The sequence below is a fragment of the Lentzea cavernae genome, assembly GCF_014653695.1.
Taxonomy (GTDB): Bacteria; Actinomycetota; Actinomycetes; order Mycobacteriales; family Pseudonocardiaceae; genus Lentzea; species Lentzea cavernae.
Genome location: NZ_BNAR01000007.1, coordinates 152,978 through 177,253, shown reverse-complemented (window position 1 = coordinate 177,253; position 24,276 = coordinate 152,978). Strand labels below are relative to the sequence as shown.

Below are 24,276 nucleotides of genomic sequence, written 5' to 3'. Positions count from 1 at the left end.
CGAGCCGGTGCGGGCTCCCGCTCAGTTCCAGGAACTCAGATGCCGCACTTCTTCGCGCCCTCGAACACGCCCTCGCGGAACCGCGCCACGCGCTGGAACCCCGGATCCACCGGGTTGCCGCCCTTGGTGTCACGGGCCGCGTAGTCGAACTGCAGCAGCACCGTCACGGCCTCGTCGAAGTCGCCCGGCGAGAGCCCGAACCCGTCCTTGCGCTGGAACACCGCGCCCGTGTACGCGCCGGCCAGGCACAACGCCGACGCGGACGCCTTCTCGCCCTCGGTCGGCTTGCCCAGCACCGCGAGCTCGGCCATCGCGTACCGGGTCGCGATCAGCGTGCCCGTCGCGTAGTCGCCGAACTCCTTGTGCAGGGCCGGCAGCTCGTCCTTGGTGTCGATCTTGATGGTCTTGTCCGACGGGCAGTACGCGACCGGACCCTGGTCACCGGAGCAGGTCGGCTCGCTCTGGGAGGCCTCGGCGCGCGGCGACTGCCAGGTCTTGCCCGACGTGGTGGCCAGGTCCTTGAAGAAGCCGTCGAGGTCGGGCGTCACGGCCTCGAGCATGTCGTCGAACGGCAGGTTGCCGCCGTTCGCGCGGTCCTTGACGCTGGTGAACGCGCGCTGCGTGAACTGGCGGTTCTGCACGGACATCGCGGCGCAGAACTTCGTGCCCTGCTCGAAGCCGTCCTGGAACGCGGCCACGCGGTCGAACGCGCTGCCGTGCGCCTGCTCGTCCTCCGGCGAGGTGCCGACCGGGTCGCGGAACGTGATCAGCGCGCCCAGCGCCTTGTCCAGGGCGTCCGCGTTGATGTCGAGGCGCTGCGACTTGCCGTCGGTGACGTTGCGGACGAACGAGCCCGCGAAGCAGTCGGCCTGGGCCTCGGTGAGGATCGTCGGGTACCTGTCCGGCTCACGGCGCTCCGCCTCGGGCGTGATGCCCATGCGGTTCTGCACCGCGTGACCGATCTCGTGCGCGAGCACCACGACCACGGCCGCCTCGCCGAAGCGGTCCTGCAGCACCGGCAGCAGGGACGCCCTGTCCCACGCGATCGCGTCGGCCGCGGGGCAGTAGAACGCGTTGCCCTCCACGTCCGAGGCCTTCTGCGTGCACGGCGGCGGCTTCGCGGTGGCGTCGGCCGTGTCGACCGAGAAGTAACCGCCGCTCAGCGGCTTCCACGGCTTGTTGAACGTCGACTGGAAGGAGTCGGTCCAGAACTCCTCGATGTCCGTCAGCGCGGTGGCGGCCAGCTTGTCGATGGGGCCGTTGTCCGAGCCCCGCACCTGGATGGTGGGGCTGGACGCCTCTTTCTTCACCACCTTGGCGGCGCGGGGCTGCCCTGGGATCTCCGCCGTGCAGCCCACCGCGAGCAGGGCGGTGGCGACGATCAACGCGATGCTCCGGTGCCGCATGGACCCATTGTGCCTGCCGGGCGGCGTGAAGGGCGTCCTTGTCGTCCAAGTCAGGCGCATACAAGGGGCAACGTGCGGCGGGCTGATCAGGTTCACCTGACCGGATCAGCCCACCGGGGCACGTCAGTCGAGCTCGCCCAGCACGCCGGGGACCTCGGGCACGAGCCACAGCACACCGGACGGCGGGAGCTGCAGGATCGCCGAGTACGGACGCCCGTGCCACGGCCTGGCCTCGGCCTCGACACCGCCCATGTTGCCCACGCCCGAACCGCCGTAGTGCTCGGCGTCGGTGTTCACGAGCTCCTTCCACCGCCCGGCGGAAGGCAGGCCCACGCGGTAGTCGTGGTGCGGCGAGCCGGAGAAGTTCGCGACGCAGGCGAGCGTCGAGCCGTCCTCACCCACCCGCAGGAACGACAGGACGTTGCCGCCCGAGTCGTTCGCGTCGATCCACTGGAAGCCCTCGGGCGTGATGTCGTGCGAGAACAGCGCCGCCGCCGTCTTGTACACCGAGTTCAGGTCGCGCGTCAGCGACTGGATGCCCTGGTGCAGCCGGTCCTGCTCGACCAGGTGCCAGTCGAGCGACCGCGACTCCGACCACTCCTGCCGCTGCCCGAACTCGCCGCCCATGAACAGCAGCTGCTTGCCCGGATGCGCCCACATGAACGCCAGCAGCGACCGCACGCCGGCCGCCTTGTTCCAGTCGTCGCCTGGCATCCGCTCCCACAGCGAGCCCTTGCCGTGCACCACCTCGTCGTGCGAGAGCGGCAGCACGAAGTTCTCGCTCCACGCGTAGACCAGCGAGAACGTCATCTCGTTGTGGTGGAACGCCCGGTGGATCGGCTCACGCGACAGGTAGTGCAGCGTGTCGTGCATCCAGCCCATGTTCCACTTGAAGCCGAACCCGAGCCCGCCCAGGTGCGTCGGCCGCGTGACACCCGGCCACGCCGTCGACTCCTCGGCGATCATCACGACGCCGGGGTGCCGCTTGTAGACCGTCGCGTTCAGCTCCTGCAGGAACCGCACCGCGTCGAGGTTCTCCCGGCCACCGAACTCGTTCGGCAGCCACTGGTCCGCCGGCCGCGAGTAGTCGAGGTAGAGCATCGACGCCACGGCGTCCACGCGCAGGCCGTCGAGGTGGAACTCCTCGATCCAGTACAGCGCGTTCGCCACCAGGAAGTTCCGGACCTCGTTGCGCCCGAAGTCGAAGACGTACGTGCCCCAGTCGAGCTGCTCACCGCGGCGCGGGTCCGCGTGCTCGTACAGCGGCGTGCCGTCGAACTTCGCGAGCGCCCAGGCGTCCTTCGGGAAGTGCGCCGGCACCCAGTCGACCAGCACGCCGATGCCGCGCTGGTGCAGCGCGTCGACGAAGTACCGGAAGTCGTCCGGCGTGCCGAACCGCGAGGTCGGCGCGTAGTACGAGGTGACCTGGTAGCCCCACGACCCGCCGAACGGGTGCTCGGAGACGGGCAGCATCTCGACGTGCGTGAAGCCCATGTCCTCGCAGTAGTCCGCGAGCTCGGTCGCGAGCTCCCGGTAGCTCAGACCCGGCCTCCACGAGCCGAGGTGCACCTCGTAGATCGACATCGGCGCGTTCGCCCAGTTCGTGGCCTCGCGCCGGGCCTCCCACTCCGCGTCCTGCCACTGGTACTCCGACCGCGTGACGACCGACGCCGTCTGCGGCGGGACCTCCGTGGCGAACGCCATCGGGTCGGCCTTCTCGTGCCACACACCGTCCTGGCCGAGGATGCGGAACTTGTAGCGCGACCCCACCACGACGTTCGGCAGGAAGACCTCCCACACACCGCTGGAACCCATGGAGCGCAACGGGTTCGCGCGCCCGTCCCAGCCGTCGAAGTCACCGGTCACGCGCACACCGCGCGCGTTCGGCGCCCACACCGCGAACGAGACGCCGGTGATGTCACCGGAAGACGTTTCGTAGCAACGCACATGCGCGCCGAGCACGTCCCAGAGCCGCTCGTGCCGGCCCTCGCCGATCAGGTGCAGGTCGAGCTCGCCCACGGTCGGCAGCCACCGGTACGGGTCGTCGACCTCGACCGTGTGGTCGCCGTAGGACACCAGCAGCCGGTAGTCGCCGGGCGCCTCGGGCAGCTCGCCCTCGAACAGGGCGTCCGCGATGCGCGGCAGTTCGACCTGCTTGTCGCCCCACGAGATGGCGACCGACGTCGCGCCCGGCCGCAGGGCCCGCGCGACCACCTGGTCGCCGACGGTGTGCACACCCAGCACCGAGTGCGGGTCGTGGTGCGCACCTGACAGGAGCCGGTCCAGGTCGGCCTTCACGGCTTATTCTCCTCCGCTGGTCATCCGGGCGATCGACGACAGGGGAACCGTCAACCACTCCGGCCTGTTGGCGTGCTCGTAAGCGACCTCGTAGACCGCCTTGTCCAGCTCGAAAGCGCGCAGCAGCTGCACGTTGTCCCGCGGGTCGGCCGCCACCTCGGCGTAGCCGTCGCAGAACGCCGCGCGGTTGCGCTTCGTCCACTCCATCGCGCGGTAGGCGAGCTGGTCGTCGTCGGGCTGGCCGACGAGGAGCTGCCGTGCCGCGTAGTCGAACGACCTCAGCATCCCCGCCACGTCGCGCAACGGCGACCGCAGCGCGAGACGTTCCTCCACCGACGCCGCCGGCTCGCCCTCGAAGTCGATCAGCAGCCAGCCGTGCACGGTCCGCAGCACCTGGCCGAGGTGCAGGTCGCCGTGGATGTGCTGGATCGGGAGCGCGCCGATGTGGGCACGCGCCTCCTCGAACGCGGCGCGCAACGGTGCCTCGTAGCGGCCCAGTTCCGGCACCGCCTCCAGCACGACGCCCAGGCGCCGCTGCATGCCCTCGATCGCACCGGAGGTCGTGTCCTCGCCGGCGACCTGCGTGCCCAGCGCCTCCGCCAGGTCGGCGTGCACCTTCGCGACCGCGTGGCCGAGCCGGTGCGCCTCACCGGCGAAGTCACCGCCGACCTCGAACGCGTGCAGGTCGGCCTCGGCCATCAGGTCGCGCACCGAGGTGGTGGCCATGGCCCAGCCCTCGACCGCGTCCGGCAGGAACTCCTGCAGCATCGCGAGCGTGACCTGCTGCCCGTTCAGCTCCGTGGAGATCGAGCCCAGCGGCAGCGCGATGTGCTCGCAGCCGACGGACCGCAGCGCGCGGTGCATCGTGAGGTCGCGGTTCTCGCCGTTCGCGAGCTTGCGGAAGATCTTCAGGATGTACTGCTGGCCGTAGATCAGGGACGTGTTGGACTGCTCGACGCCGATCGGCCGCCCGCGCAGGCCCGACTTCAGCTCCGTGCCGGGCTCGTGGGCGAACGTGATGCCGTCGACCTCGTGCCCGGACGCGATCCGGTCGAGCAGGACGCCGTTGTGCTCGGGGTCGAGCAGGACGTCCCAGGCGCCGGTGCTCAGGCTGAGCGCACCCTGGTAGTTCTCGGTGCGGCCGGGTTGCTCCACCTCGACGACCACGTGGACCAGGTCGCCGTCGACGACCGTCGTCCTCAGTGGACGGACGGCCGTGATCGGCTTGTCCTTGCCGCCGAACCACCGTGCGTTCGGGAGCAGGTCGGGCAGTGAGGCGACGAGCTTGTCGACGAGCTCGTGGGGATCGGTCACGACGACCTCCGGTGAAAGTCCCAGTCCTCTGACAAGGGAGAGATCTGGTCTCTGCGGCGCGTGTCCGGGCGAAGCCACGTCGGTTCAGTCACATGCCTCGCCGTCCACCGGCCCATCACCTTCCACACCATTGTGCTCCCGGTACGTTGTGTCGCATGCGGACGGCGTACAAGTGCCGGGCGTACCCGGCTCCTGGTCAAGCCGCCGTCCTGAACCGTGTTTTCGGGTGTGTACGTCTGGTGTGGAACAAGACTCTGAGCGAGCGTCAATCGCGCTACCGAGCCGAGGGGGCGCGCACCTCGTACAGGGACGCGGATCGCGCTCTGACGGGATGGAAGCGCACCCGGGAACTCGCGTTCCTGTCGGAAGTGTCCTCTGTGCCCTTGCAGCAGACTCTTCGCCACCAGCACACCGCGTTCGTGAACTTCTTCGCCGGACGCACCCGTCACCCGAGGTTCAAGTCGCGCGTCGGACGCCAGAGCGCGCACTACACGCGCTCGGCCTTCCGGATGCGTGACGGAGTGCTGACACTGGCCAGGACCAACTCGCCGCTTCGTTTCGTCTGGTCCTTCGACGTGAACCTCACCTCGCTGGACCCCACGATGGTCGTGGTCTCCCGTGATCCGGACGGCCGCTGGTACGTGACGTTCACCGTGGACGCCGCCACAGTCGTGCCGGCGGATCCCACCGGCCGCGCCGTCGGCGTGGACCTCGGGTTGACCAGCTTCCTGGTGACCAGCGACGGGGAGCGTGTCGCCAATCCGGCGCACTTGGCCCGCAAAGCGCGAAGTCTCGCCCGCTACCAGCGCAGGCTGGCCCGTTGCCGGCCAGGCAGCCTCAACCGCCGCAAGGCCAAGGTCAAGGTCGCTCGTGCGCACCGCGAGGTTCGTCATGCGCGCGCGGACTTCCTGCACCGCACCACCACACGTCTCGTGCGTTCGGCGGACCTGATCGCGATCGAGGACCTCTCGGTGCGGAACATGGTCCGCAATCGCGGTCTCGCCCGCGCCATCTCCGACGCGGGATGGGGTGAGTTCCGCCGTCAGCTGGAGTACAAGTGCGCCCGCTCCGGTCGGAGACTGGTCGTGATCGACCGGTGGCACCCGTCCAGCAAGACGTGCTCGAACTGCGGGTTTCGGCTCGCTGAGCTGGAGCTCTCCACCCGGCACTGGACGTGTCCGGACTGCCGCACCCGGCACGACCGGGATCTGAACGCGGCGAAGAACATCCTTGCGGCTGGTCGAGTCGTAGCCCGAGGCGACTCGGGTGAAGCCTGCGGAGCTGATGTCAGACGGCAAGGATCCTCCTTTCCGCGATCGGCAGTGAAACAGGAAGCCCGCGCTGTGAGGCGCAGTCCGTAGGGACTACCCGCCGCAAGGCGGGCGGGAACCCCGTCCTCGTGGCGGGGGAAGTCAACTCATCTCGCTGTCGTTCGCCTCTACCAGCTGGAACCAGTAGAAACCGTGACCCGGAAGGGTCAGCAGGTAGGGGAGTTCCCCGATCGCGGGGAATTTGACACCTCCGGTGAGCTCCAGCGGCGTGTGGTCGCGGTGCTCGGAGAGGTCCAGCTCGACGGGTTGCGGGAAGCGGGACAGGTTGTTCACGCAGAGCACGATGTCCTCGCGGCCGTCCGGGCGCTTCCACTGCCGCTTGTAGGCGAGCACGCTCGGGTTCGAGCCGCCGAGCTCGGTGAAGTCGCCCTCGGCGAACGCGTGGTGCTGCTTGCGCACCTCGATCATGTGCCGCGTCCAGTTGAGCAGCGACGTCGAGCTGTTGAGCTGGGCCTCGACGTTCAGGCCCTGGTAGCCGTAGACCGGGTCCATGATCACCGGCAGGTAGATCCGCCCGGGGTCGCACGACGAGAAACCGGCGTTGCGGTCGGGCGTCCACTGCATGGGCGTGCGGACGGCGTCGCGGTCCTGCAGCCAGATGTTGTCGCCCATGCCGATTTCGTCGCCGTAGTACAGAACGGGCGATCCGGGCAGGGACAGCAGCAGTGCGGTGAACAGTTCGTGCTGGTTGCGGTCGTTCTCCAGCAGCGGGGCGAGCCGTCGGCGGATGCCGATGTTCGCCTTCATCCGCGGGTCCTTGGCGTACTCGGAGTACATGTAGTCGCGCTCTTCGTCGCTGACCATCTCGAGGGTGAGCTCGTCGTGGTTGCGCAGGAAGATGCCCCACTGGGCGTTCTCGGGGATCGCCGGCGTCTGCGCGAGGATCTCCGAGATCGGGAACCGCGACTCGCGCCGCACCGCCATGAAGATGCGCGGCATCAACGGGAAGTGGAACGCCATGTGGCACTCGTCGCCGCCGACGGCCTGGTCACCGAAGTACTCGACCACGTCCGAGGGCCACTGGTTGGCCTCGGCGAGCAGCACGCGGCCGGGGAACTCGTCGTCGACGACCTTGCGGCACTTCTTGAGGAACTCGTGCGTGCGCGGCAGGTTCTCGCAGATCGTGCCCTCCTCCTCGAAGAGGTAGGGCACGGCGTCGAGGCGGAACCCGTCGATGCCGAGGTCGAGCCAGAAGCGCAGCGTGTCGAGCATCGCCTCCTGCACGTCCGGGTTCTCGTAGTTGAGGTCCGGCTGGTGGCTGAAGAAGCGGTGCCAGAAGAACTGCCCGCGCACCGGGTCGTAGGTCCAGTTCGACGACTCCGTGTCGACGAAGATGATCCGCGCGTCGCTGTAGCGCGAGTCGTCGTCGCTCCACACGTAGTAGTCGCCGTACGGGCCGTCCGGGTTCTGCCTCGACTCCTGGAACCACGGGTGCGCGTCGGAGGTGTGGTTGAGCACCAGGTCGGTGATCACCCGGATCCCGCGCCGGTGCGCTTCTTCCAGCAGGTAGACGAAGTCGTCGACCGTGCCGAACTCCGGCAGCACCGCCCGGAAGTCGCTGATGTCGTACCCGCCGTCGCGCAACGGCGAGGCGTAGAACGGCGGCAGCCAGAGGCAGTCGACGCCGAGCCACTCCAGGTAGTCGAGGCGGGAGGCGAGACCCCTGAGGTCGCCCGTGCCGTCGCCGTTGGAGTCGCTGAAGGCCCGGACCAGGACCTCGTAGAAGACGGCGCCCTTGTACCAGTCCGGGTTCGGCTTGGCCTGCTTCGCTGACCTGAAGTCCTCGGCCTGCGGCTCGACCAGCATGCCGTCGTCGTTGATGGCTTCACCGGTGTGCGGAACACCGTCCAGCCCGAGCTCAGCGTCGGGACGGGAGTCGTCCATGGGTTCCCACCTCGTCGGGGGTTGTGCGGTTGGGCGTTGCCCTAGGAAAAACGGCGCTGCAGGCTGACGACGTGCGCGGTGGCACGCCACGGTTCGAGGCGGATGTAGTTCGCCTGTCCCCAGTCCCACGTCTCACCGGTGACCTCGTCGTGCGCGATCACGCGCTCGTGCCAGTCGAACCCGAGCTCCGGCAGGTCGAGGTACAACGTCCCCTCCTGCGCGTTGTGCGGGTCGAGGCTGACGACGACCACGACCGTGTCGCCGGTCTCCGGATCGCGCTTGGAGAACGCGACCAACGCGTCGTTCTCGATGCTCTGGAACTGCAGCGTGCGCATCTGCTGCAGCGCCGGGTGCGCCTTGCGGATGTGGTTGAGCTTGCGCAGCCACGGCTCGAGGCTGCGCCCGTCCGCCAGTGCACGGGCGTAGTCGCGTGGCCGCAGCTGGTACTTCTCGGAGTTGAGGTACTCCTCGCTACCGGGCTTCACGGCCTCGTACTCGAACAGCTCGTAGCCGCTGTACACGCCCCACGTGGGGGAGAGGGTGGCCGCGAGCGCCGCGCGGAGCCCGAACATGCCGGGGCCGCCGTGCTGCAGCGACTCGTGCAGGATGTCCGGCGTGTTCACGAAGAGGTTCGGTCGCGCCTCGTCCCAGTGGTCGCGGACGTCCTCGCCGAACTCGATCAGCTCCTGCTTGCCCGTCCGCCACGTGAAGTACGTGTAGGACTGGGTGAAGCCGAGCTTGGCCAGACCGTAGAGCCGAGCCGGGCGGGTGAAGGCCTCCGCCAGGAACAGCGTGTCCGGGTAGACCTCCTTCACCTTCCAGATCAGCCACTGCCAGAAGTCCGGCGGCTTGGTGTGGGGGTTGTCGACCCGGAAGATCCGCACCCCGTGCTCGGCCCAGAAGAGCACCACGCGCAACACCTCGTGGTAGAGGCCCTGCGGGTCGAGGTCGAAGTTGATCGGGTAGATGTCCTGGTACTTCTTGGGCGGGTTCTCGGCGTACATGATCGTGCCGTCGGGCTGCGTCGTGAACCACTCCGGGTGCTTGAGCACCCACGGGTGATCGGGCGCGCACTGCAGCGCGAAGTCGAGCGCCACTTCCAGCCCGAGGTCCTTGGCCCGCGCGACGAGCGCGTCGAAGTCCTCGATCGTGCCGAGCTGCGGGTGGATCGCGTCGTGCCCGCCCTCGTCCGCGCCGATGGCCCACGGTGACCCCGTGTCCTCGGGCGTCGCGACGAGCGTGTTGTTGGGGCCCTTGCGGTTGACCCGGCCGATGGGGTGGATCGGCGGGAAGTAGACGACGTCGAAGCCCATCGCCGCGACCCGGTCGAGCTCCTTGGTCGCCGTGGCGAACGTGCCGTGCACGGCCTGGCCGGTCTCGTCGATCCCGCCCGTGCTGCGCGGGAAGAACTCGTACCAGGAGCCGTACGCCGCCTTCTTGCGGTCGCACCAGATCTTGTGGGTCTTGCCCTTGGTGATCAGCTCGCGCACGGGGTGCTCGAACATCACCTTCTGCACGTCGGCGGCCAGGGCGGGCGCGACTCGTTCGGCCAGCGGCCGGTCCACGTCGCGCAGTGCCGTGGCGGCGGACATGAGAAGTGCTCGCTCTTGTCGCCTATCGGGTCGCTTTCCCACCCGATCGAGTAGCCGGGCACCGATTTCAAGATCGTTTGCGAGATCACCGGCACCCTGTCCCGCCGCGATCTTCACCTCAACGGCGTGGTTCCAGGTGCCCCAGGGGTCACTCCACGCATCGATCCGGAAGGTCCAGGCGCCCTCGGCGTCCGGAACCACGGTCGCGCCCCACCTGTCGAGGCCGACTCCGACCTCGTGCATCCGCGTCTGCCGGGCGACTCGGTCGTTCGGTCCACGCCACGTGACTGTCGCCGCGAGTTGGTCGTGTCCCTCGCGCCACACCGTGGCCTGAACCGGAATGTGTTCCCCCACAACGGCTTTGGCTGGATATCTGCCAGCCGACACCACCGGGGTCACGTCGTCGATACCGAGCCGTCCGCTCATCGGCAGCGCCCTTCGCCGTGTCGCTTCGCGTTGATGCGTCAAATCCTGCCTTGCTCGATCAAGCCGTCTGACAGCGGGTTCCCCATCCTGATCCGTACCCCGCCTGGCTCGATCGCACACCTCAACTGCTGATCGTGTCCAGGGTCTCTCGGCCACGTTCCCAATGCATGGTGGCCACTTGATTGCACTCTTCCCGTACAACTCACCGTGTTACGCGTGCGCTACGGGTACCGTGCGCGCGTGAACAAGCTTGGCGGTCGCTACGTCCTGCTCGATCAGCTCGGCGCCGGTGCGATGGGTGTCGTGTGGCGCGCACGCGACGAGTTCCTGCACCGTGACGTGGCGGTCAAGCAGCTGCTTCTCAACGACGTTGAGTCGAACGAGTTCCACGAGGCCGTGCAGCGCGCCATGCGTGAAGGTCGCATCGCGGCCCGCCTGCAACACCCGAACGCGATCGCCGTGTACGACGTCGTGGTCGAGGACGGCAAACCCTGTCTCGTCATGGAGTATTTGCCGTCCCGCAACCTCTCCTCGATCCTGGAGCGCGGGCCGATGCCTCCCCAGGAGGCCGCGCGGATCGGTTCGCTGGCCGCCGGGGCGCTGGCCGCCGCCCACAGCGCCGGGATCGTGCACCGCGACATCAAGCCCGGCAACGTCCTCATTGGACGCGACGGGACGGTGAAGATCACCGACTTCGGCATTTCGCGCGCTTTGGGCGATGTGGCCGTGACCAAGACCGGCATGCTGGCGGGCACGCCCGCGTACCTGGCGCCGGAGCTGGCCCGCGGTGCCGAGCCCGCGCCGCCCTCGGACGTGTTCTCGCTCGGCGCGACGATCTACGCGATGACCGAGGGCGAGCCGCCGTTCGGCAAGAGCACGAACGACCTCGGGCTGCTCTACAAGGTCGCGCGCGGCGAGACGCGCCCGCCGATGCGCTCGGGCCCGCTCACCGGCCTGCTGACGAGGCTGCTGGCGAACGAGCCGTCCCAGCGCCCGACCGCCGCGCAGGCCGCGGAGGAGCTGAAGGCGATCGCCGCCGGCCAGCCCGTTCCCGCGACCCGCGTGATCCCGCCGCGCCCGATGACCCCGCCGACGGGCACCGCCGTGATGGGCGCGGCCGGCACGATGCAGGGCCCGCCGCCGCGCACCATGCCGCCCCAGCAGCCGCCGCGCACCCGTCCGCCCGCACCGCTGCCCTCGACCTACGACGAGGGCTACGACGACTACGAGCCCGAACCGGAGCCGAAGAAGAGCAACCGGGGGCTCGCCGTCGCGGCCGCGATCCTCGGCGTCCTCCTGATCTCCGGCGTCGCCTACGCGATCTACTCGAACTACGGCGACAACTCGACCGGGGCGGACCCCGGCCCGTCCACGACGACCACTTCGGACACCCCGGAGCCCACCTACGACAAGCCGACCACGAACCCCCCGACGAAGACGACCGAGAAGCAGACGCCGTCGTCCAAGCCGGCCCCGACGACCACGACGAAGCCCCCGGCCACCAAGTTCACGACGGCCCAGATCACGACCTTCGTGAAGCAGCACTACGCGAAGCTGCCGGCGAACGTCGACGCCGCCCGCGGCGACTGGGACCCGGACCGGGCGCCCAGTTCGGCCGAGGAGAAGGAGTTCTGGGGCAAGTACTCCAAGGTCGCGGTGAAGGGGAACCCGGTCGTCGAGGCGAACGAGGACGGCACCTTCACCGTCACGACGGCGCTGGAGCTGACCGACAAGGAGACCGACAAGGCCTCGGTCGAGGAGCACTCGCTCAAGATCTCGGGCAAGGGCGACAAGCCGCTGATCACGAACGAGCAGAGGGGCTGACGGGGTTTCGAAACCCCCGGAAACTTCCCTCCGGCGCCCTCGCTGCCAGTAGCCTCCCCAGCCGTGCAGACAGTCGCCGATCGGTACGCACTGCTCGAACGCCTCGGCAGCGGCGCGATGGGCGTCGTGTGGCGCGCCCGCGACGGGCTGCTGGAGCGCGAGGTCGCCATCAAGCAGCTCCTGCTGCCCGACCTGCCGCCGGAGCAGGTCGAGGTGGCCTGCCAGAGGGCGATGCGCGAGGGCAGGATCGCCGCCCGGCTGCAGCACCCGAACGCCATCGGGGTCTTCGACGTCGTGGTCGAGGACGGCCGGCCGTGCCTGGTCATGGAGTACCTGCCGTCCCTCAGCCTGTCGGCGGTGCTCAAGGAGCGGGGCACGCTGCCGGTCGAGGAGGCCGCGCGGATCGGCGCGCAGGTCGCGGACGCGCTCGCCGCCGCCCACGAGGCGGGGATCGTCCACCGGGACATCAAGCCCGGCAACGTCCTGATCGGGCACAACGGCGCCGTCAAGATCACGGACTTCGGGATCTCCCGGTCGGCGGGCGACGTGTCGGTCACCCGGACGGGCGCGTTGTCGGGCACGCTCGCCTACCTCGCACCCGAGCTGGCCCGCGGCGCCGAACCGAATCCCGCGGCGGACATGTTCTCGCTCGGGGCGACGCTCTACGCGATGACCGAGGGGCAGCCGCCGTTCGGCCGGACCGAGAACGACTTCGGCCTGCTCTACAAGATCTCGACCGGCCAGGTCGTGCCGCCCATCCGGTCGGGGTCCCTCACGCCGCTGCTGACCAGGCTGCTCGCGATCGAGCCCGCGGGCAGGCCGGCCGCCGCCGAGGTCGCTGCGGAGCTGGCCGCCCTCTCCGGCACCGGGGGCCGCCGCCGAGGTGTCCTGGTCGCCGCGGCCGTCGCGGCGGTGGTGTTCACCGCCGCCGTCGTGACCACCTCGTTCGTGCTGGACCGCAACCAGGCCACCACCCCCACCGGCGACGGCTCGGCAGGGCAGAGCACGACCTCACAGCCCGCGGCGTTCACCACCACCGATGTGGACGCCTTCATCAAGCAGCACTTCGCCAAGCTGCCGCACGACCCGGCCGGCGCGCGGCAGGACTGGGCGCCGGAGTTCCGGCCGGCCGAGGGGGACGACGACCGGTTCTGGGAGCGGTACGAGGTCGTCGCGATCTACGGTGAACCCGTGGTCAGCAGCACCGCGCAGGACGAGCGCCACGCCGTCGAGCTCGACCTGACGCTGCGCGAGGCGGGGGCGGCCGAGCACGACGTCTCGATCGTGCGCCACCGGCTCGACCTGATGGTCCGCGACGGCGGGCTGCTCATCACGAGCGCTCGTGAAGTGAGCGGTTGAGGCTGCTCACGGCCCTTCTCCGTCTTGACCGGTTCTGCAAGTCGTTGCAGGTCTGACCGGGAACGTTGTCAGCCCCTCAGGGGTGGCAGGTAAGTTCGCTCGTCATGCGAGCACTTCGACGGTTCACCGTGCGAGCCAGCCTGCCGGAGCCCTTGTCCGCGTTGAGCACGCTCGCCACCAACCTGCGCTGGACGTGGCACCCGCCCACGCAGGACCTCTTCGCCTCGATCGACCCCCGCGTCTGGTCCGAGGTCGGTGGCGACCCGTTGCGCCTGCTCTCCGTCGTGGACGCGGGGAAGCTGGAACACCTCGCGAGGGACGAGCAGTTCCTGCTCAAGCTCCGCGCGCTCGCGAGCGACCTGGAGCGGTACGTGCAGGGTCCGCGCTGGTACCAGCGCCGGCAGGACGAGATCACCCAGCGCCGTGAGCACGGTGCGCCCGACACACCGCTGCCCACGAGCGTCGCGTACTTCTCGATGGAGTTCGGCGTGCACGAGGCGCTGCCGAACTACTCGGGCGGCCTCGGGATTCTGGCCGGCGACCACCTCAAGGCGGCCTCCGACCTGGGCGTTCCCCTCATCGCGGTCGGCCTCCTCTACCGGTCCGGGTACTTCCGGCAGTCGCTGTCGCTCGACGGCTGGCAGATCGAGCACTACCCGACGCTCGACCCGCGCGGGCTGCCGCTCGAGTTGCTGACCGAGCCGTCCGGGCTGCCGCTGCTCGTGCACGTGGCCATGCCGGGCGACCGGATGCTGCGCGCGAAGATCTGGAAGGCGCAGGTCGGGCGCATCCCGTTGCTGCTGCTCGACTCGGACGTGGAGCAGAACGACGAGGACCTGCGCGGCGTCACCGACCGGCTCTACGGCGGCGACCAGAACCACCGCATCCGCCAGGAGATCCTCGCCGGCATCGGCGGTGTCCGCGCCGTCAGGACGTTCTGCGAGCTCACCGGCCACGCCCAGCCCGAGGTGTTCCACACCAACGAGGGCCACGCGGGCTTCCTCGGCCTCGAGCGGATCCGCGAGTACATCACCAACGACGGTCTCGACTTCGACCAGGCGCTCACGGCCTCACGCGCCGGTGCGGTGTTCACGACGCACACGCCCGTGCCCGCCGGCATCGACAGGTTCCCCGTCGACCTGGTCCAGCATTACTTCGGCGCCGAGAACCTGGTGCCGGGCGTGAACACCCAGCGCATCCTCGCGCTGGGCGCCGAGGACAACCCCGGCATGTTCAACATGGCCCACATGGGCCTGCGGCTCGCCCAGCGCGCGAACGGTGTGTCCAAACTGCACGGTGAGGTCAGCCGGGACATGTTCCGCGGCCTCTGGCCGAACTTCGACGGCACCGAGGTGCCGATCGGTTCGGTCACCAACGGCGTGCACGGCCCGACGTGGGCGGCGGCCGAGATGAGCAAGCTGCTCGGAGCGTCCGAAGCGGACACCCAGACGAGTTCCGGGTTCGGCATCGGCTCCTTCGAGCCGGTCACCGACGCCGGGCTGTGGGAGCTGCGGTCGACGTTGCGCGGCCGGCTGGTCGACGAAGTGCGCCGCCGCGTGCGCGAGTCGTGGCTGCAGCGCGGCGCGTCGGCGCTGGAGCTGGGCTGGACCGACTCGGTCTTCGACCCCGACGTGCTGACTGTGGGCTTCGCACGGCGCGTGCCGACGTACAAGCGCCTCACGCTGATGCTGCGTGACCCCGAGCGGCTGCGTTCGCTGCTGCTGCACCCCGAACGGCCCGTGCAGCTCGTCGTGGCGGGCAAGTCGCACCCGGCCGATGACGGCGGCAAGGCGCTGATCCAGCAGATCGTGCGCTACGCCGACGAGGCGGGCGTGAGGCACCGGATCGTGTTCCTGCCGGACTACGACATGTCCATGGCCCGGTACCTGTACTGGGGCTGCGACGTGTGGCTGAACAACCCGATGCGTCCCCTCGAGGCGTGCGGCACGTCCGGCATGAAGGCGGCTCTCAACGGCGGCCTCAACCTGTCCATTCGAGACGGTTGGTGGGACGAGCTGTACGACGGCTCGAACGGCTGGGCCATCCCGACCGCCGACGGCGTCAACGACCCGGTCCGCCGCGACGACCTGGAGGCGAACGCGCTGTACGAGCTGCTCGGCCAGCAGGTCGCGCCGCTGTTCTACGACCGCGGCGAGGACGGCGTGCCGACCCGCTGGATGTCGATGGTCCGGCACACCCTGGCCTCGCTCGGCCCGGTCGTGCAGGCCTCGCGCATGGTCCGCGAGTACGTCGAGACGTACTACGCGCCGGCCGCCGCGTCCGCGCAGAACGTCATCGGTGAGGGCTACCGGGGTGCCAAGGAGCTCTCCTCGTACCGGCACCGGCTGCGCGCGTCGTGGACGCGGGTGCGGGTGCTCGACAGCGACCTGGTGATCAGCGGTTCCTCGGTGCCGGTGCTCGGAGCGCCGGTCATCGTGCGGGCGCGGGTCGAGCTGGCCGGGCTGGAGCCGTCCGAAGTGGACGTCCAGGTCGTGCTCGGCAAGGTGTCGCACGACTCCGACGAGCTGAAGGACATCGTGTCCTCGCCCATGAGCTACGCGGGCAACGGCAACTACGAGGCCGAGGTGCCGCTGCCGCACGCCGGTGCGCTCGGCTACACCGTGCGCGTGCTGCCGCGCCACGGCCTGCTGGCGACTCCCGCCGAACTCGGCAGGGTCGTTCTGGCTGGTTGACCGTTTCACGAGATCGACACAGGGCATCCGGTTCGCCTTCGAACAGCGAACTGGATGCCCTGATGTGTTCGTCTTCCTTGTTGCCCGTTCACTGCTGGTGACCTGCCGCAGGCCTGTACCCCTCACCTCCCTTCCCTCAAACGAATGACCACTTTTTCGAGTGGGTGAATTCGTGATCTCCGCTGGTAGGGGCCAGTGAGCGGGCTTACGCTCCATGGCATGGAATGAACCGCTCCTGAATTCGCTGAAGGAATTTCCGGCGCGGTCCCAGTGAATTGCGCATTGAGGAAGAAGGTAGCCGTGAAGAAAACGATTACCGCACTCTCGCTCGTCGCTGCTCTGTTCACCGCCTCGACCATCCCGGCTGCCAGTGCGTCGCCCGCCGCGCCAGAACTCCCAGCCGCCTGCGCCGGTCTCGTCCAGGACCTCGCCGGAAAGCTCACGAAGACCATCAGCAGTCTCCTGCCCCTGCCCAACGTGGGCGCGGTGACACCGCTGATCGGCGACATGCTCAACCTCGTGACAGCGATGCAGAGCTCAGGCTGTCTACCTGCACTACCCGTGAGCGCGCCCGTGCCGCTGCCGGTGAGGGCGGCGGAGTACACCGGCCCGGTCGACCAGTGCCTGCCGGTCGTGCTGAACCTGATCTCGACCATCGCGGGCCTCGGCGGCACGGTCCTGGGCGCCGCCGGCGGAGCGCTACCCGACGTCGGCAAGGTCACGGGCCTGCTGACCACACTGCTGAAGACCGTCACCGACCTGTTGAGCAAGTGCGGCCTCCCGGCACCTCCCGGTGGCCTGCCCACGCTGCCCGGGCTGCCGTTGCCGGTCGAGAAGAACTGATTCGACGCGGGGTGGGAAAGGGCCCGTCACCAATCCAGGTGACGGGCCCTTTCCCTGGTCCGTTCACTGCGGAATGACGTCGAATTCCTGGGGGTCAGCTGATTTCCAGGCGGGCACGGGTAGCTGCCACCCGCGGGCTCCAGCCCGCGAGTTCGTGCGCCTCGGCCACGAATTCACGGGCTTTCGCGTTGTCACCGTCCGCCATCCACGCGCGCGCGATGGTGATCAGGTCGTCGGCACGGCCCTGCGCGTTCTCGCTCGACTCAGCTGAGTAGCCCGCGAGTTGCCGGGCCTTGGCGTTGTCGCCCTCGATCAACGCCATGATCGCCAGCGTCCCGTGCGCGCGGTGCTTCGGATATCCGGCCTCGTAGGCGTTGTCGAACATGCCGCGCGCGGTTCCCAGCCCGGCCTCCGCCGGGAACTGGCCCGCCTCGACCGCCAGCACGGCGACCCCGGCGGTGGTGGCCATGACGAACGCCAGGTCACGCCTGCTCAGGTCCTCGCGGCTGCTCAGGCCGATCACCGTCTGCAGCGCGTCGAGGTACCGCTCGCGCGCGCAGGACGTCACGACCTTGAGCCCGACCACGGTGAGCAGATCGGGATGCTCCCGCACGAGTTCGGCGTAGATCCGCTCGGCCTCGTCGAGGTCACCGCGCTGGTAGGCGTCCATGCCGGCGAGCACGCCGGGCCGCGCCTCCAGTTCGGCGAGCGGGCGCCCCGTCATCTTCGGCAGCGTGAACACGAACCAGCCGAGGCTGGTGTTGCCGGCCCCGTCCCTCGGCACGAGCTGCAGCAGGAGGCAGGCGGTGGCGGCGAGCGCCATCCCCTTGCCGAACGAGGACCCGGTCGCGAGCCACGTCAGCGCCGCGATCGCCGCGCAGAAGACGATCGCGAACGCTCCGGTCAGGACGGTCCGCCGCCGCACGCCCGGCTTGAGCCCGGTGAGCCCGACCGTGGCGAGCACGGGGAAGCGGCGCAGGACCACCCGCTGGTGCGCCCTGGTCCACGACTTGAGCTCGCCGCTGAGGCCGATGATCACGTGTGTGATCCGGAGTCCGAACAGGACGGCGCCGAGCGCCAGGCCCGCCTGGGCCGCGGTCAGTTCCACGAGCAGGCCGACCAGCGCTCCGGCCAGGCCCAGGTAGAACTCGGACAAGGTCCAGGCGATCGTGCCGGCCACCACGAGTGCCGTCACGACCCAGCGCACAATCGTCACGATCACCAGACGTTACCGGCGTGACGGCGGTTCCAGGGCCGGACGGTCAGACGACGGGCTGCGAGCCGCCCTCGCGGATCGGCAGCCCGGCGGCGCGCCAGCCGCGGTACCCGCCGACGAGGTCCGTCGCGTTCGGCAGCCCGACCCGCTGCAGGTCCCGCGCCGCGAGCGACGACGAATAGCCCTCGTTGCACACCACGACGACGGTCGTGTCCGCGGTGAAGCCCGGCAACCGCCAGTCGCCTTCGGGGTCGAGCCGCCACTCGAGCACGATCCGCTCGACCACGACGGAGTTCTCGATCTCGCCCTCGGCCAGCCGGTTGTGGGCGGGCCGGATGTCCACGACGAGCACGTCCTCGAGCGCGAGCACCTCGTGCGGTTCCAGCCGCTTGAGGTGCGACCGGGCCTCGTCGAGGATGGTGTCGAGCTTGCTCACGGGCCCTCCAGGTCGGCCAGCTGGCGCAGTTGCGACAGGGGCAGGCGTTGCGCGGGCAGAGGCGGGATCGAGTCGGGGATGTCGTGCAACGACGCGTACTCGCGCGTCGGCACGAGCGGCGGCGAGTAGGCGTGCACGGTCGCGGCCGGCGCGTCGAACGGGTTCAGCACCTGGTGTGCCCGCCCGGAACCGAAGCCCAGCGCCTCCCCGGTGCCCCGCACCGCCGACCGGATCGGCCCGGCGGGGTAGCGGTAGTCCTCCTGCAGCGCGCCCTTGAGCACCGTGAACGACCCGGCCGAACCGCCGTGGTCGTGCGGCTCGGTGCCCTGGCCGGGCAGCCACGACAGCAGCCACAGCTCGACGCCCTCGGTCAGCCCCAGGCGCGCCCACCAGCGGCGTTCGGTCGAGTAGTCGAGGATCTGCAGCAGGCCGGTGGTCAGCTCGCTCGCCACGAACGAGGTCAGGTCGCGCAGCTCGCGCGGGGTCCAGAGGTCGCGGGACGGGTGGATCACGTCCCGCAGCAGCTGGCTGTCCAGCACCGGGTGGAGGTCGAATTGATCATGATCTGCATACGTCGAGGTCACGCACTCGCTCCTGATGGCCGCGTCGGTACGGGGTAGCGATCAAGACGCGACGCAGGGCGCTGTCAGCGCGTGCGTCGCGTCGAGCTACACCCGCACGACGCCACGAGAACGAGATCGATCGTGCGGTCTGTCCAGCAGTAGACGACCACGTCCGTGATGGTGCCAGACGCACTCTGAGTGTGGCTAGAGCGTCCATTTGGCGGAAGAACGTCGGACACAGAGTCAAGTAGCCGCAAGGGGTTCAGCGCGGAATGCGCAGCAGGAGCAACGAGCGCGCCGCCATCGCCACCTTCTCCCTGGGCGCCAGCGAACCGGGGTTCGCGGGGGAGCCGTCGGCCGTCGTCGTGTCCAGGAACGGTTCGTACGACGGCCCGTACCGCTCGTGCGGCAGCGTCACGCTGATGGCATCCGCACCTGCGTGCATCAGCATCAGCCACGAGTCGTCCGACACGAGCTCACCGTCGCGCGTGCGCGAGAGGCAGTTCGAGCCGTCGACGAACATGCCGAGCGTGCGGCGGCCCTCGTCGAACCAGTCGGTCTCGGCCATCTCCTGCCCGTCCGGCCGGAACCACACCAGGTCCGGGTTGCCGCTGGGCGTCGTGCGGCCCTCGAAGAACTCGGGCTGCCGCAACGCCGGGGACGACGCGCGCAGGTCGATCAGCCGCTGCGTGAACCCCAGCAGCGCCTCGCCCGCGTCCGTCGTCGTCCAGTCGACCCACGACACGTCGTTGTCGAGGCAGTACGCGTTGTTGTTGCCGCCCTGGGTGCGCCACATCTCGTCGCCCGCCGTCATCATCGGCGTGCCGGTGGACAGCAGCAGCGTCGCGAGCAGGTTCCGCGCCTGCTTTGCCCTCAGCGTGAGAACCTCGGGATCGGACGTCTCACCCTCGGCGCCGCAGTTCCACGAACGGTTGTCGTTCGTGCCGTCGCGGTTGTCCTCGCCGTTCTCCTCGTTGTGCTTGCCGTTGTAGGACACCAGGTCGCGCAGCGTGAACCCGTCGTGCGCGGTGATGAAGTTGATCGACTGCCACGGTCGGCGCAGGTCGTCCGCGTACAGGTCGCTCGACCCGGACAGCCGGTACGCGAGATCGCGCACGGACGTGTGGCCGCGCCAGAAGTCCCTGACAGTGTCGCGGTAACGGCCGTTCCACTCCGCCCACTGCACGCCGAAGTCGCCGACACGGTAGCCGTCGCCCGTCGCGTCCCACGGTTCGGCGATCAGCTTGGACCGGCACAGCACCGGGTCCGTCGTGATGGCCGTGAGCAGCGCAGAGTCGCGGTCGAAGAACCCGCCGCCGGGCCTGCCCATGGTCGAGGCGAGGTCGAACCGGAACCCGTCGACGCCCATCTCGGCGGCCCAGTACCGCAGCGAGTCCGTGACCAGGCGCACGACCTGCGGCGACCCGGCGTCCAGCGTGTTGCCGCAGCCCGTGATGTCGACCGTGCTGCCGCCACCGGCGTGCAGGTAGTACCCCGGCGCGTCGTAGCCGCGGAAGCTGATCGTCGGCCCGTCCGGACCGCCCTCGCACGTGTGGTTGTAGACGACGTCGATCAGCACCTCGATGTTCGCCGCGTGCAGCGCCGCGACCATCGTGCGGAACTCCTGGATCTCGTTGCCGGGCTCGCTCGCGTAGGCCGCGTGCGGCGCGCAGTACCCGAGCGGCGAGTAGCCCCAGTAGTTGCTCGCACCCCTGCTGATCAGCGACGGCTCGTCCTGGAACGCCTGCACGGGCAGCAGTTCGACAGTGGTGACGCCGAGCCGCGCGAGGTGCTCGATCGCCGCCGGGTGCGCGAGGCCGAGGTAGGTGCCGCGCAGCTTCTCCGGGATCTCCGGGTGCTTCTTCGTGAAGCCCCTGACGTGCATCTCGTAGACGACCGCCTCCTCGAACGGCACCTCGGGCTTCACGCCCGTGTCCGCGCCGCCCGGCGAGCTCACGACCGACAGGGGGACGCTGCCCAGCGAGTCGACCGCGGACGGCGGCCCGTGCATCGGGTCGCCGACGTACCCGAGCGCCGCCTCCAGGTTCGTGATCCCGCCCACGACCTGCCGCGCGTACGGGTCGACCAGCAGCTTCGCCGGGTTGCACCGCAGCCCGCGCCCCGCGTCGTACGGCCCGTGGACGCGGAACCCGTACCGCTGCCCCGGCGTGACCCCCGGCACGAGCCCGTGCCAGACGCCGAACGTCCGCTCGGTCAGCTCGACCCGTTTCTCGGCTCCGTCGTCGTCGACGAGGCAGACCTCGACCGCGTCGGCGACGTGGGACGTCACCGCGAAGCGGACACCGCCGGCCTCGGCGTGCGCCCCCAGCGGGAACGGTCGGCCTGCCAGCACCTCGGACTCGGGTCGCGTAGCCATACCCCGATCTTGGCATCCGGCACCGACAAAGAACTCGAGAGTTCACACCGGCGGCGCAGCGGGGTCACCCGGCCCGAGGGACACCCCGATGAGTGGTCGGTCCGGGGCCGTTCGGAAGAATGGGGGTGTGGCGGACGTCGACGTGACAGATCTGGTCGTGCACATGGCGGGCGTGTCGGTCCGCCGAGGGAAGAACACGCTGGTCGGCAACATCGACTGGAGCGTGGAACTGGACGAGCGCTGGGTGGTGCTGGGCCCGAACGGTGCCGGCAAGACGACCCTGCTACGGCTCTCCAGTGCCGACCTGCACCCCACCAGGGGCAAGGTCCACCTCCTGGGTGAACGCCTGGGCAAGACCGACGTCCAGGAGCTCAAGCCCCGGATCGGTCTCTGCTCGGCGGCCCTCGGTGGCCGCATCCCGCCGGACGAGACGGTGGTCGACCTGGTCGTCTCCGCCGGCTACGCGGTGCTCGGGCGCTGGCGCGAGGAGTACGGCAAGCAGGACACGGACCGCGCCCGCGAGCTGCTCGGCACCCTCGGCATGGAGCACCTCGCCGACCGCCTCTACGGCACGCTGAGCGAGGGCGAGCGCAAGCGCACGCTGATCGCCCGCGCGCTGATGACCGACCCCGAGATGCTGCTGCTCGACGAGCCGGCCGCCGGTCTCGACCTGGGCGGCCGCGAGGACCTGGTCGCGAAGCTGTCGGAGCTGGCCCTCGACCCGGACGCGCCCGCGATGGTGCTGGTCACGCACCACGTCGAGGAGATCCCGCCGGGCTTCACGCACGCGCTGCTGCTGCGCGAGGGCTCGATCGTGGCGCAGGGCCTGCTGGACGACGTCCTGACGGAGGAGAACCTCTCGAAGACGTTCGGGCAGGACCTGGAGCTGCAGAAGTCGGGAGACCGCTTCTTCGCCCGCAGGAAAGTCTGAAAAGCTACCGCCGGGTAACGTGACACCGTTGTCGCGACAAACAGGAGGGCGCCGTAGTGGCTGAGTTCGTGAGGCTCGAAGTCGAGGACGGGATCGGCACGATCCGCCTGGAGCGGCCGCCGATGAACGCCCTGAACCGGCAGGTGCAGACCGAGCTCCAGGCCGCCGCGAAGGAGGCCTCCGAGCGTTCGGACGTCTACGCGGTCATCGTCTACGGCGGCGAGAAGGTCTTCGCGGCCGGCGCCGACGTCAAGGAGTTCGCGCAGATCTCCCACGCCGAGATGACGCTGCGGGCCAAGGGCCTGTCGGACGCCCTCGGCGCGCTGGCCTCGGTGCCCAAGCCGACGGTCGCCGCGATCACCGGCTACGCGCTGGGCGGCGGCTTCGAGGTCGCCCTCGGGTGCGACCGCCGCATCGCCGGCGACAACGCCAAGGTCGGCCAGCCCGAGATCCTGCTCGGCCTGATCCCCGGCGGTGGCGGCACGCAGCGCCTCGCCCGGTTGATCGGTCCGTCGAAGACCAAGGACCTGCTCTACACCGGCCGGTTCGTCGGCGCCCAGGAGGCGCTCGAGATCGGCATGGTCGACGAGGTCGTGGCGCCGGACGACGTGTACGCGGCGGCCGTGCGCTGGGCCAAGCAGTTCGTCGGCGGCCCGGTGCTCGCGCTGGCCGCGACCAAGGCGGCCGTGGACGGCGGTCTCGACACCGACCTGGAGTCGGGCCTGAAGCTCGAAAGCCACCTCTTCGCGGCCCTGTTCGCGACGGAGGACAAGAAGAACGGCGTGGAGTCGTTCATCGCGAACGGTCCCGGAAAGGCGAAGTTCAGTGGCAACTGATCCGGCACCGAACCCGCACGCGACGGCCGAAGAGGTCGAGGCGGCGTACAAGGACACCAAGCTCGCCCAGGTGCTCTACCACGACTGGGAAGCGGGCACGTACGACGAGAAGTGGTCGATCTCCTACGACGAGCGCTGCATCACCTACGCGACGGACCGCTTCCGCGCCGCCGCCGGTGAGGTCGGGCCGTACGAGCACGCGCTGGAACTGGGCTGCGGCACCGGCTTCTTCCTGCTGAACCTCATGCAGGGCGGGGTGATCAAGAAGGGCTCGGTCACCGACCTGTCGCCCGGCATGGTCGAGGTCGCGCTGCGCAACGCCGAGCACCTCGGGCTGGACGTCGACGGCCGCGTCGCCGACGCCGAGCGCATCCCGTACGACGACAACACGTTCGACCTCGTCGTCGGCCACGCGGTGCTGCACCACATCCCGGACGTCGAGTCGGCGATGCGCGAGGTGCTGCGCGTGCTGAAGCCCGGCGGCAAGTTCGTGTTCGCGGGCGACCCGACGAACATCGGCAACTTCTACGCCCGCAAGCTCGGCCAGGCGACGTGGTGGCTCACCACCAACATCACCAAGGCCGTGCCGGTGCTGGGCGACTGGCGCCGTCCGCAGGAGGAGCTCGACGAGTCCTCCCGCGCGGCCGCTCTCGAGGCCGTCGTCGACCTGCACACGTTCGACCCGGACCAGCTCGAGGCCACGGCCCGTCGCGCCGGTGCCGTGGGCGTGCGCGCGGTGACCGACGAGCTGTCCGCGGCCCTGTTCGGCTGGCCGGTGCGCACGTTCGAGGCCGCCGTGCCGCGCGAGAAGCTGGGCTTCGGGTGGGCGATGTTCGCCTACCGCACCTGGCAGAACCTCACGTGGGTCGACCAGAACGTGCTCGCGAAGGTGCTGCCGCGCGAGGTGTTCTACAACGTGTCGATCACCGGCGAGAAGACTTCCTGAG

Annotated in this window: 17 protein-coding genes; 8 read left to right on the top strand and 9 right to left on the bottom strand. The window is 69.5% G+C overall.

Annotated features, from left to right (window positions below; all coding sequences use genetic code 11):
• Nucleotides 1–35 precede the first annotated feature (35 nt).
• From IE307_RS23760 to IE307_RS23750, 3 genes are all read right to left on the bottom strand, one after another.
• On the bottom strand, nt 36–1,406 hold the full coding sequence (locus IE307_RS23760) for a neutral zinc metallopeptidase (protein ID WP_191301197.1): 1,371 nt from the start codon (nt 1,404–1,406) through the stop codon (nt 36–38).
• A gap of 123 nt (nt 1,407–1,529) precedes the next feature.
• Nucleotides 1,530–3,704 carry a 1,4-alpha-glucan branching protein GlgB gene (glgB, locus tag IE307_RS23755; protein ID WP_191301195.1) on the bottom strand — a complete coding sequence of 725 codons (2,175 nt, stop codon included), beginning with the start codon at nt 3,702–3,704 and terminating at the stop codon, nt 1,530–1,532.
• 3 nt (nt 3,705–3,707) lie between these two features.
• The gene (locus tag IE307_RS23750; RefSeq protein WP_191301193.1) at nt 3,708–5,018 is read right to left on the bottom strand and encodes a maltokinase N-terminal cap-like domain-containing protein; all 1,311 of its coding nucleotides are present in this window, start codon (nt 5,016–5,018) and stop codon (nt 3,708–3,710) included.
• Nucleotides 5,019–5,110: 92 nt separating this feature from the next.
• Between IE307_RS23750 and IE307_RS23745 the strand changes: the two genes are divergently transcribed.
• On the top strand, nt 5,111–6,379 hold the full coding sequence (locus IE307_RS23745) for an RNA-guided endonuclease InsQ/TnpB family protein (RefSeq protein WP_229905012.1): 1,269 nt from the start codon (nt 5,111–5,113) through the stop codon (nt 6,377–6,379).
• 51 nt (nt 6,380–6,430) lie between these two features.
• Here IE307_RS23745 and treS read toward each other — a convergent pair whose 3' ends face one another.
• Both treS and IE307_RS23735 read right to left on the bottom strand, forming a co-directional pair.
• Nucleotides 6,431–8,233, bottom strand: coding sequence for a maltose alpha-D-glucosyltransferase (treS, locus tag IE307_RS23740; RefSeq protein ID WP_191301188.1), 1,803 nt, complete (start codon nt 8,231–8,233; stop codon nt 6,431–6,433).
• Between the two features lie 41 nt (nt 8,234–8,274).
• Nucleotides 8,275–10,251 carry an alpha-1,4-glucan--maltose-1-phosphate maltosyltransferase gene (locus tag IE307_RS23735; protein ID WP_191301186.1) on the bottom strand — a complete coding sequence of 659 codons (1,977 nt, stop codon included), beginning with the start codon at nt 10,249–10,251 and terminating at the stop codon, nt 8,275–8,277.
• Nucleotides 10,252–10,491: 240 nt separating this feature from the next.
• Here IE307_RS23735 and IE307_RS46920 point away from each other — a divergent pair, with 240 nt between their 5' ends.
• The 4 genes from IE307_RS46920 to IE307_RS23715 all read left to right on the top strand — a co-directional run bounded on the left by IE307_RS46920 (nt 10,492) and on the right by IE307_RS23715 (nt 16,970).
• Nucleotides 10,492–12,075, top strand: a complete 1,584-nt coding sequence (locus IE307_RS46920; RefSeq protein ID WP_229905011.1) for a serine/threonine-protein kinase — start codon at nt 10,492–10,494, stop codon at nt 12,073–12,075.
• A 63-nt stretch (nt 12,076–12,138) separates the two neighbouring features.
• The gene (locus tag IE307_RS46915) at nt 12,139–13,434 is read left to right on the top strand and encodes a serine/threonine-protein kinase (RefSeq protein ID WP_308436394.1); all 1,296 of its coding nucleotides are present in this window, start codon (nt 12,139–12,141) and stop codon (nt 13,432–13,434) included.
• Nucleotides 13,435–13,538: 104 nt separating this feature from the next.
• Nucleotides 13,539–16,127 carry an alpha-glucan family phosphorylase gene (gene glgP / locus IE307_RS23720; RefSeq protein WP_191301184.1) on the top strand — a complete coding sequence of 863 codons (2,589 nt, stop codon included), beginning with the start codon at nt 13,539–13,541 and terminating at the stop codon, nt 16,125–16,127.
• A gap of 300 nt (nt 16,128–16,427) precedes the next feature.
• Nucleotides 16,428–16,970: a hypothetical protein gene (locus IE307_RS23715; protein WP_191301182.1), complete on the top strand. Its 543-nt coding sequence runs from the start codon at nt 16,428–16,430 to the stop codon at nt 16,968–16,970.
• A 94-nt stretch (nt 16,971–17,064) separates the two neighbouring features.
• Here IE307_RS23715 and IE307_RS23710 read toward each other — a convergent pair whose 3' ends face one another.
• The 4 genes from IE307_RS23710 to glgX all read right to left on the bottom strand — a co-directional run bounded on the left by IE307_RS23710 (nt 17,065) and on the right by glgX (nt 21,562).
• A complete protein-coding gene (locus IE307_RS23710) occupies nt 17,065–18,186 on the bottom strand; it encodes a tetratricopeptide repeat protein (RefSeq protein WP_191301179.1) in 1,122 nt (373 codons plus the stop codon).
• A 46-nt stretch (nt 18,187–18,232) separates the two neighbouring features.
• Complete coding sequence (locus IE307_RS23705; RefSeq protein WP_191301177.1) at nt 18,233–18,622, bottom strand: rhodanese-like domain-containing protein; 390 nt, start codon at nt 18,620–18,622, stop codon at nt 18,233–18,235.
• Nucleotides 18,619–19,206, bottom strand: coding sequence for a cysteine dioxygenase (locus IE307_RS23700; protein WP_191301175.1), 588 nt, complete (start codon nt 19,204–19,206; stop codon nt 18,619–18,621). Before IE307_RS23700 ends, IE307_RS23705 begins: the two co-directional genes overlap by 4 nt.
• Nucleotides 19,207–19,447: 241 nt before the next feature.
• Nucleotides 19,448–21,562, bottom strand: a complete 2,115-nt coding sequence (gene glgX, locus IE307_RS23695) for a glycogen debranching protein GlgX (RefSeq protein ID WP_191301173.1) — start codon at nt 21,560–21,562, stop codon at nt 19,448–19,450.
• An 88-nt stretch (nt 21,563–21,650) separates the two neighbouring features.
• Here glgX and IE307_RS23690 point away from each other — a divergent pair, with 88 nt between their 5' ends.
• From IE307_RS23690 to IE307_RS23680, 3 genes are read left to right on the top strand one after another with little or no spacing between them, the layout of a single operon-like run.
• Nucleotides 21,651–22,493, top strand: a complete 843-nt coding sequence (locus IE307_RS23690) for an ABC transporter ATP-binding protein (protein WP_191301171.1) — start codon at nt 21,651–21,653, stop codon at nt 22,491–22,493.
• Nucleotides 22,494–22,549: 56 nt separating this feature from the next.
• Nucleotides 22,550–23,329 (top strand): enoyl-CoA hydratase/isomerase family protein, encoded by a 780-nt coding sequence (locus IE307_RS23685; protein WP_191301169.1) that lies wholly within the window; start codon nt 22,550–22,552, stop codon nt 23,327–23,329.
• Complete coding sequence (locus IE307_RS23680; protein ID WP_191301167.1) at nt 23,319–24,275, top strand: class I SAM-dependent methyltransferase; 957 nt, start codon at nt 23,319–23,321, stop codon at nt 24,273–24,275. Before IE307_RS23685 ends, IE307_RS23680 begins: the two co-directional genes overlap by 11 nt.
• Nucleotide 24,276: the final 1 nt, after the last annotated feature.

What these genes read in the sequence shown, in the direction of transcription:
- IE307_RS23735 (WP_191301186.1), bottom strand. Translation starts at nt 10,251, where the DNA reads ATGAGCGGACGGCTCGGTATCGACGACGTGACCCCGGTGGTGTCGGCT.
- IE307_RS23745 (WP_229905012.1), top strand. Translation starts at nt 5,111, where the DNA reads ATGCCTCGCCGTCCACCGGCCCATCACCTTCCACACCATTGTGCTCCC.
- treS (WP_191301188.1), bottom strand. Translation starts at nt 8,233, where the DNA reads ATGGACGACTCCCGTCCCGACGCTGAGCTCGGGCTGGACGGTGTTCCG.
- IE307_RS23760 (WP_191301197.1), bottom strand. Translation starts at nt 1,406, where the DNA reads ATGCGGCACCGGAGCATCGCGTTGATCGTCGCCACCGCCCTGCTCGCG.
- glgX (WP_191301173.1), bottom strand. Translation starts at nt 21,562, where the DNA reads ATGGCTACGCGACCCGAGTCCGAGGTGCTGGCAGGCCGACCGTTCCCG.
- IE307_RS23690 (WP_191301171.1), top strand. Translation starts at nt 21,651, where the DNA reads ATGAGTGGTCGGTCCGGGGCCGTTCGGAAGAATGGGGGTGTGGCGGAC.
- glgP (WP_191301184.1), top strand. Translation starts at nt 13,539, where the DNA reads ATGCGAGCACTTCGACGGTTCACCGTGCGAGCCAGCCTGCCGGAGCCC.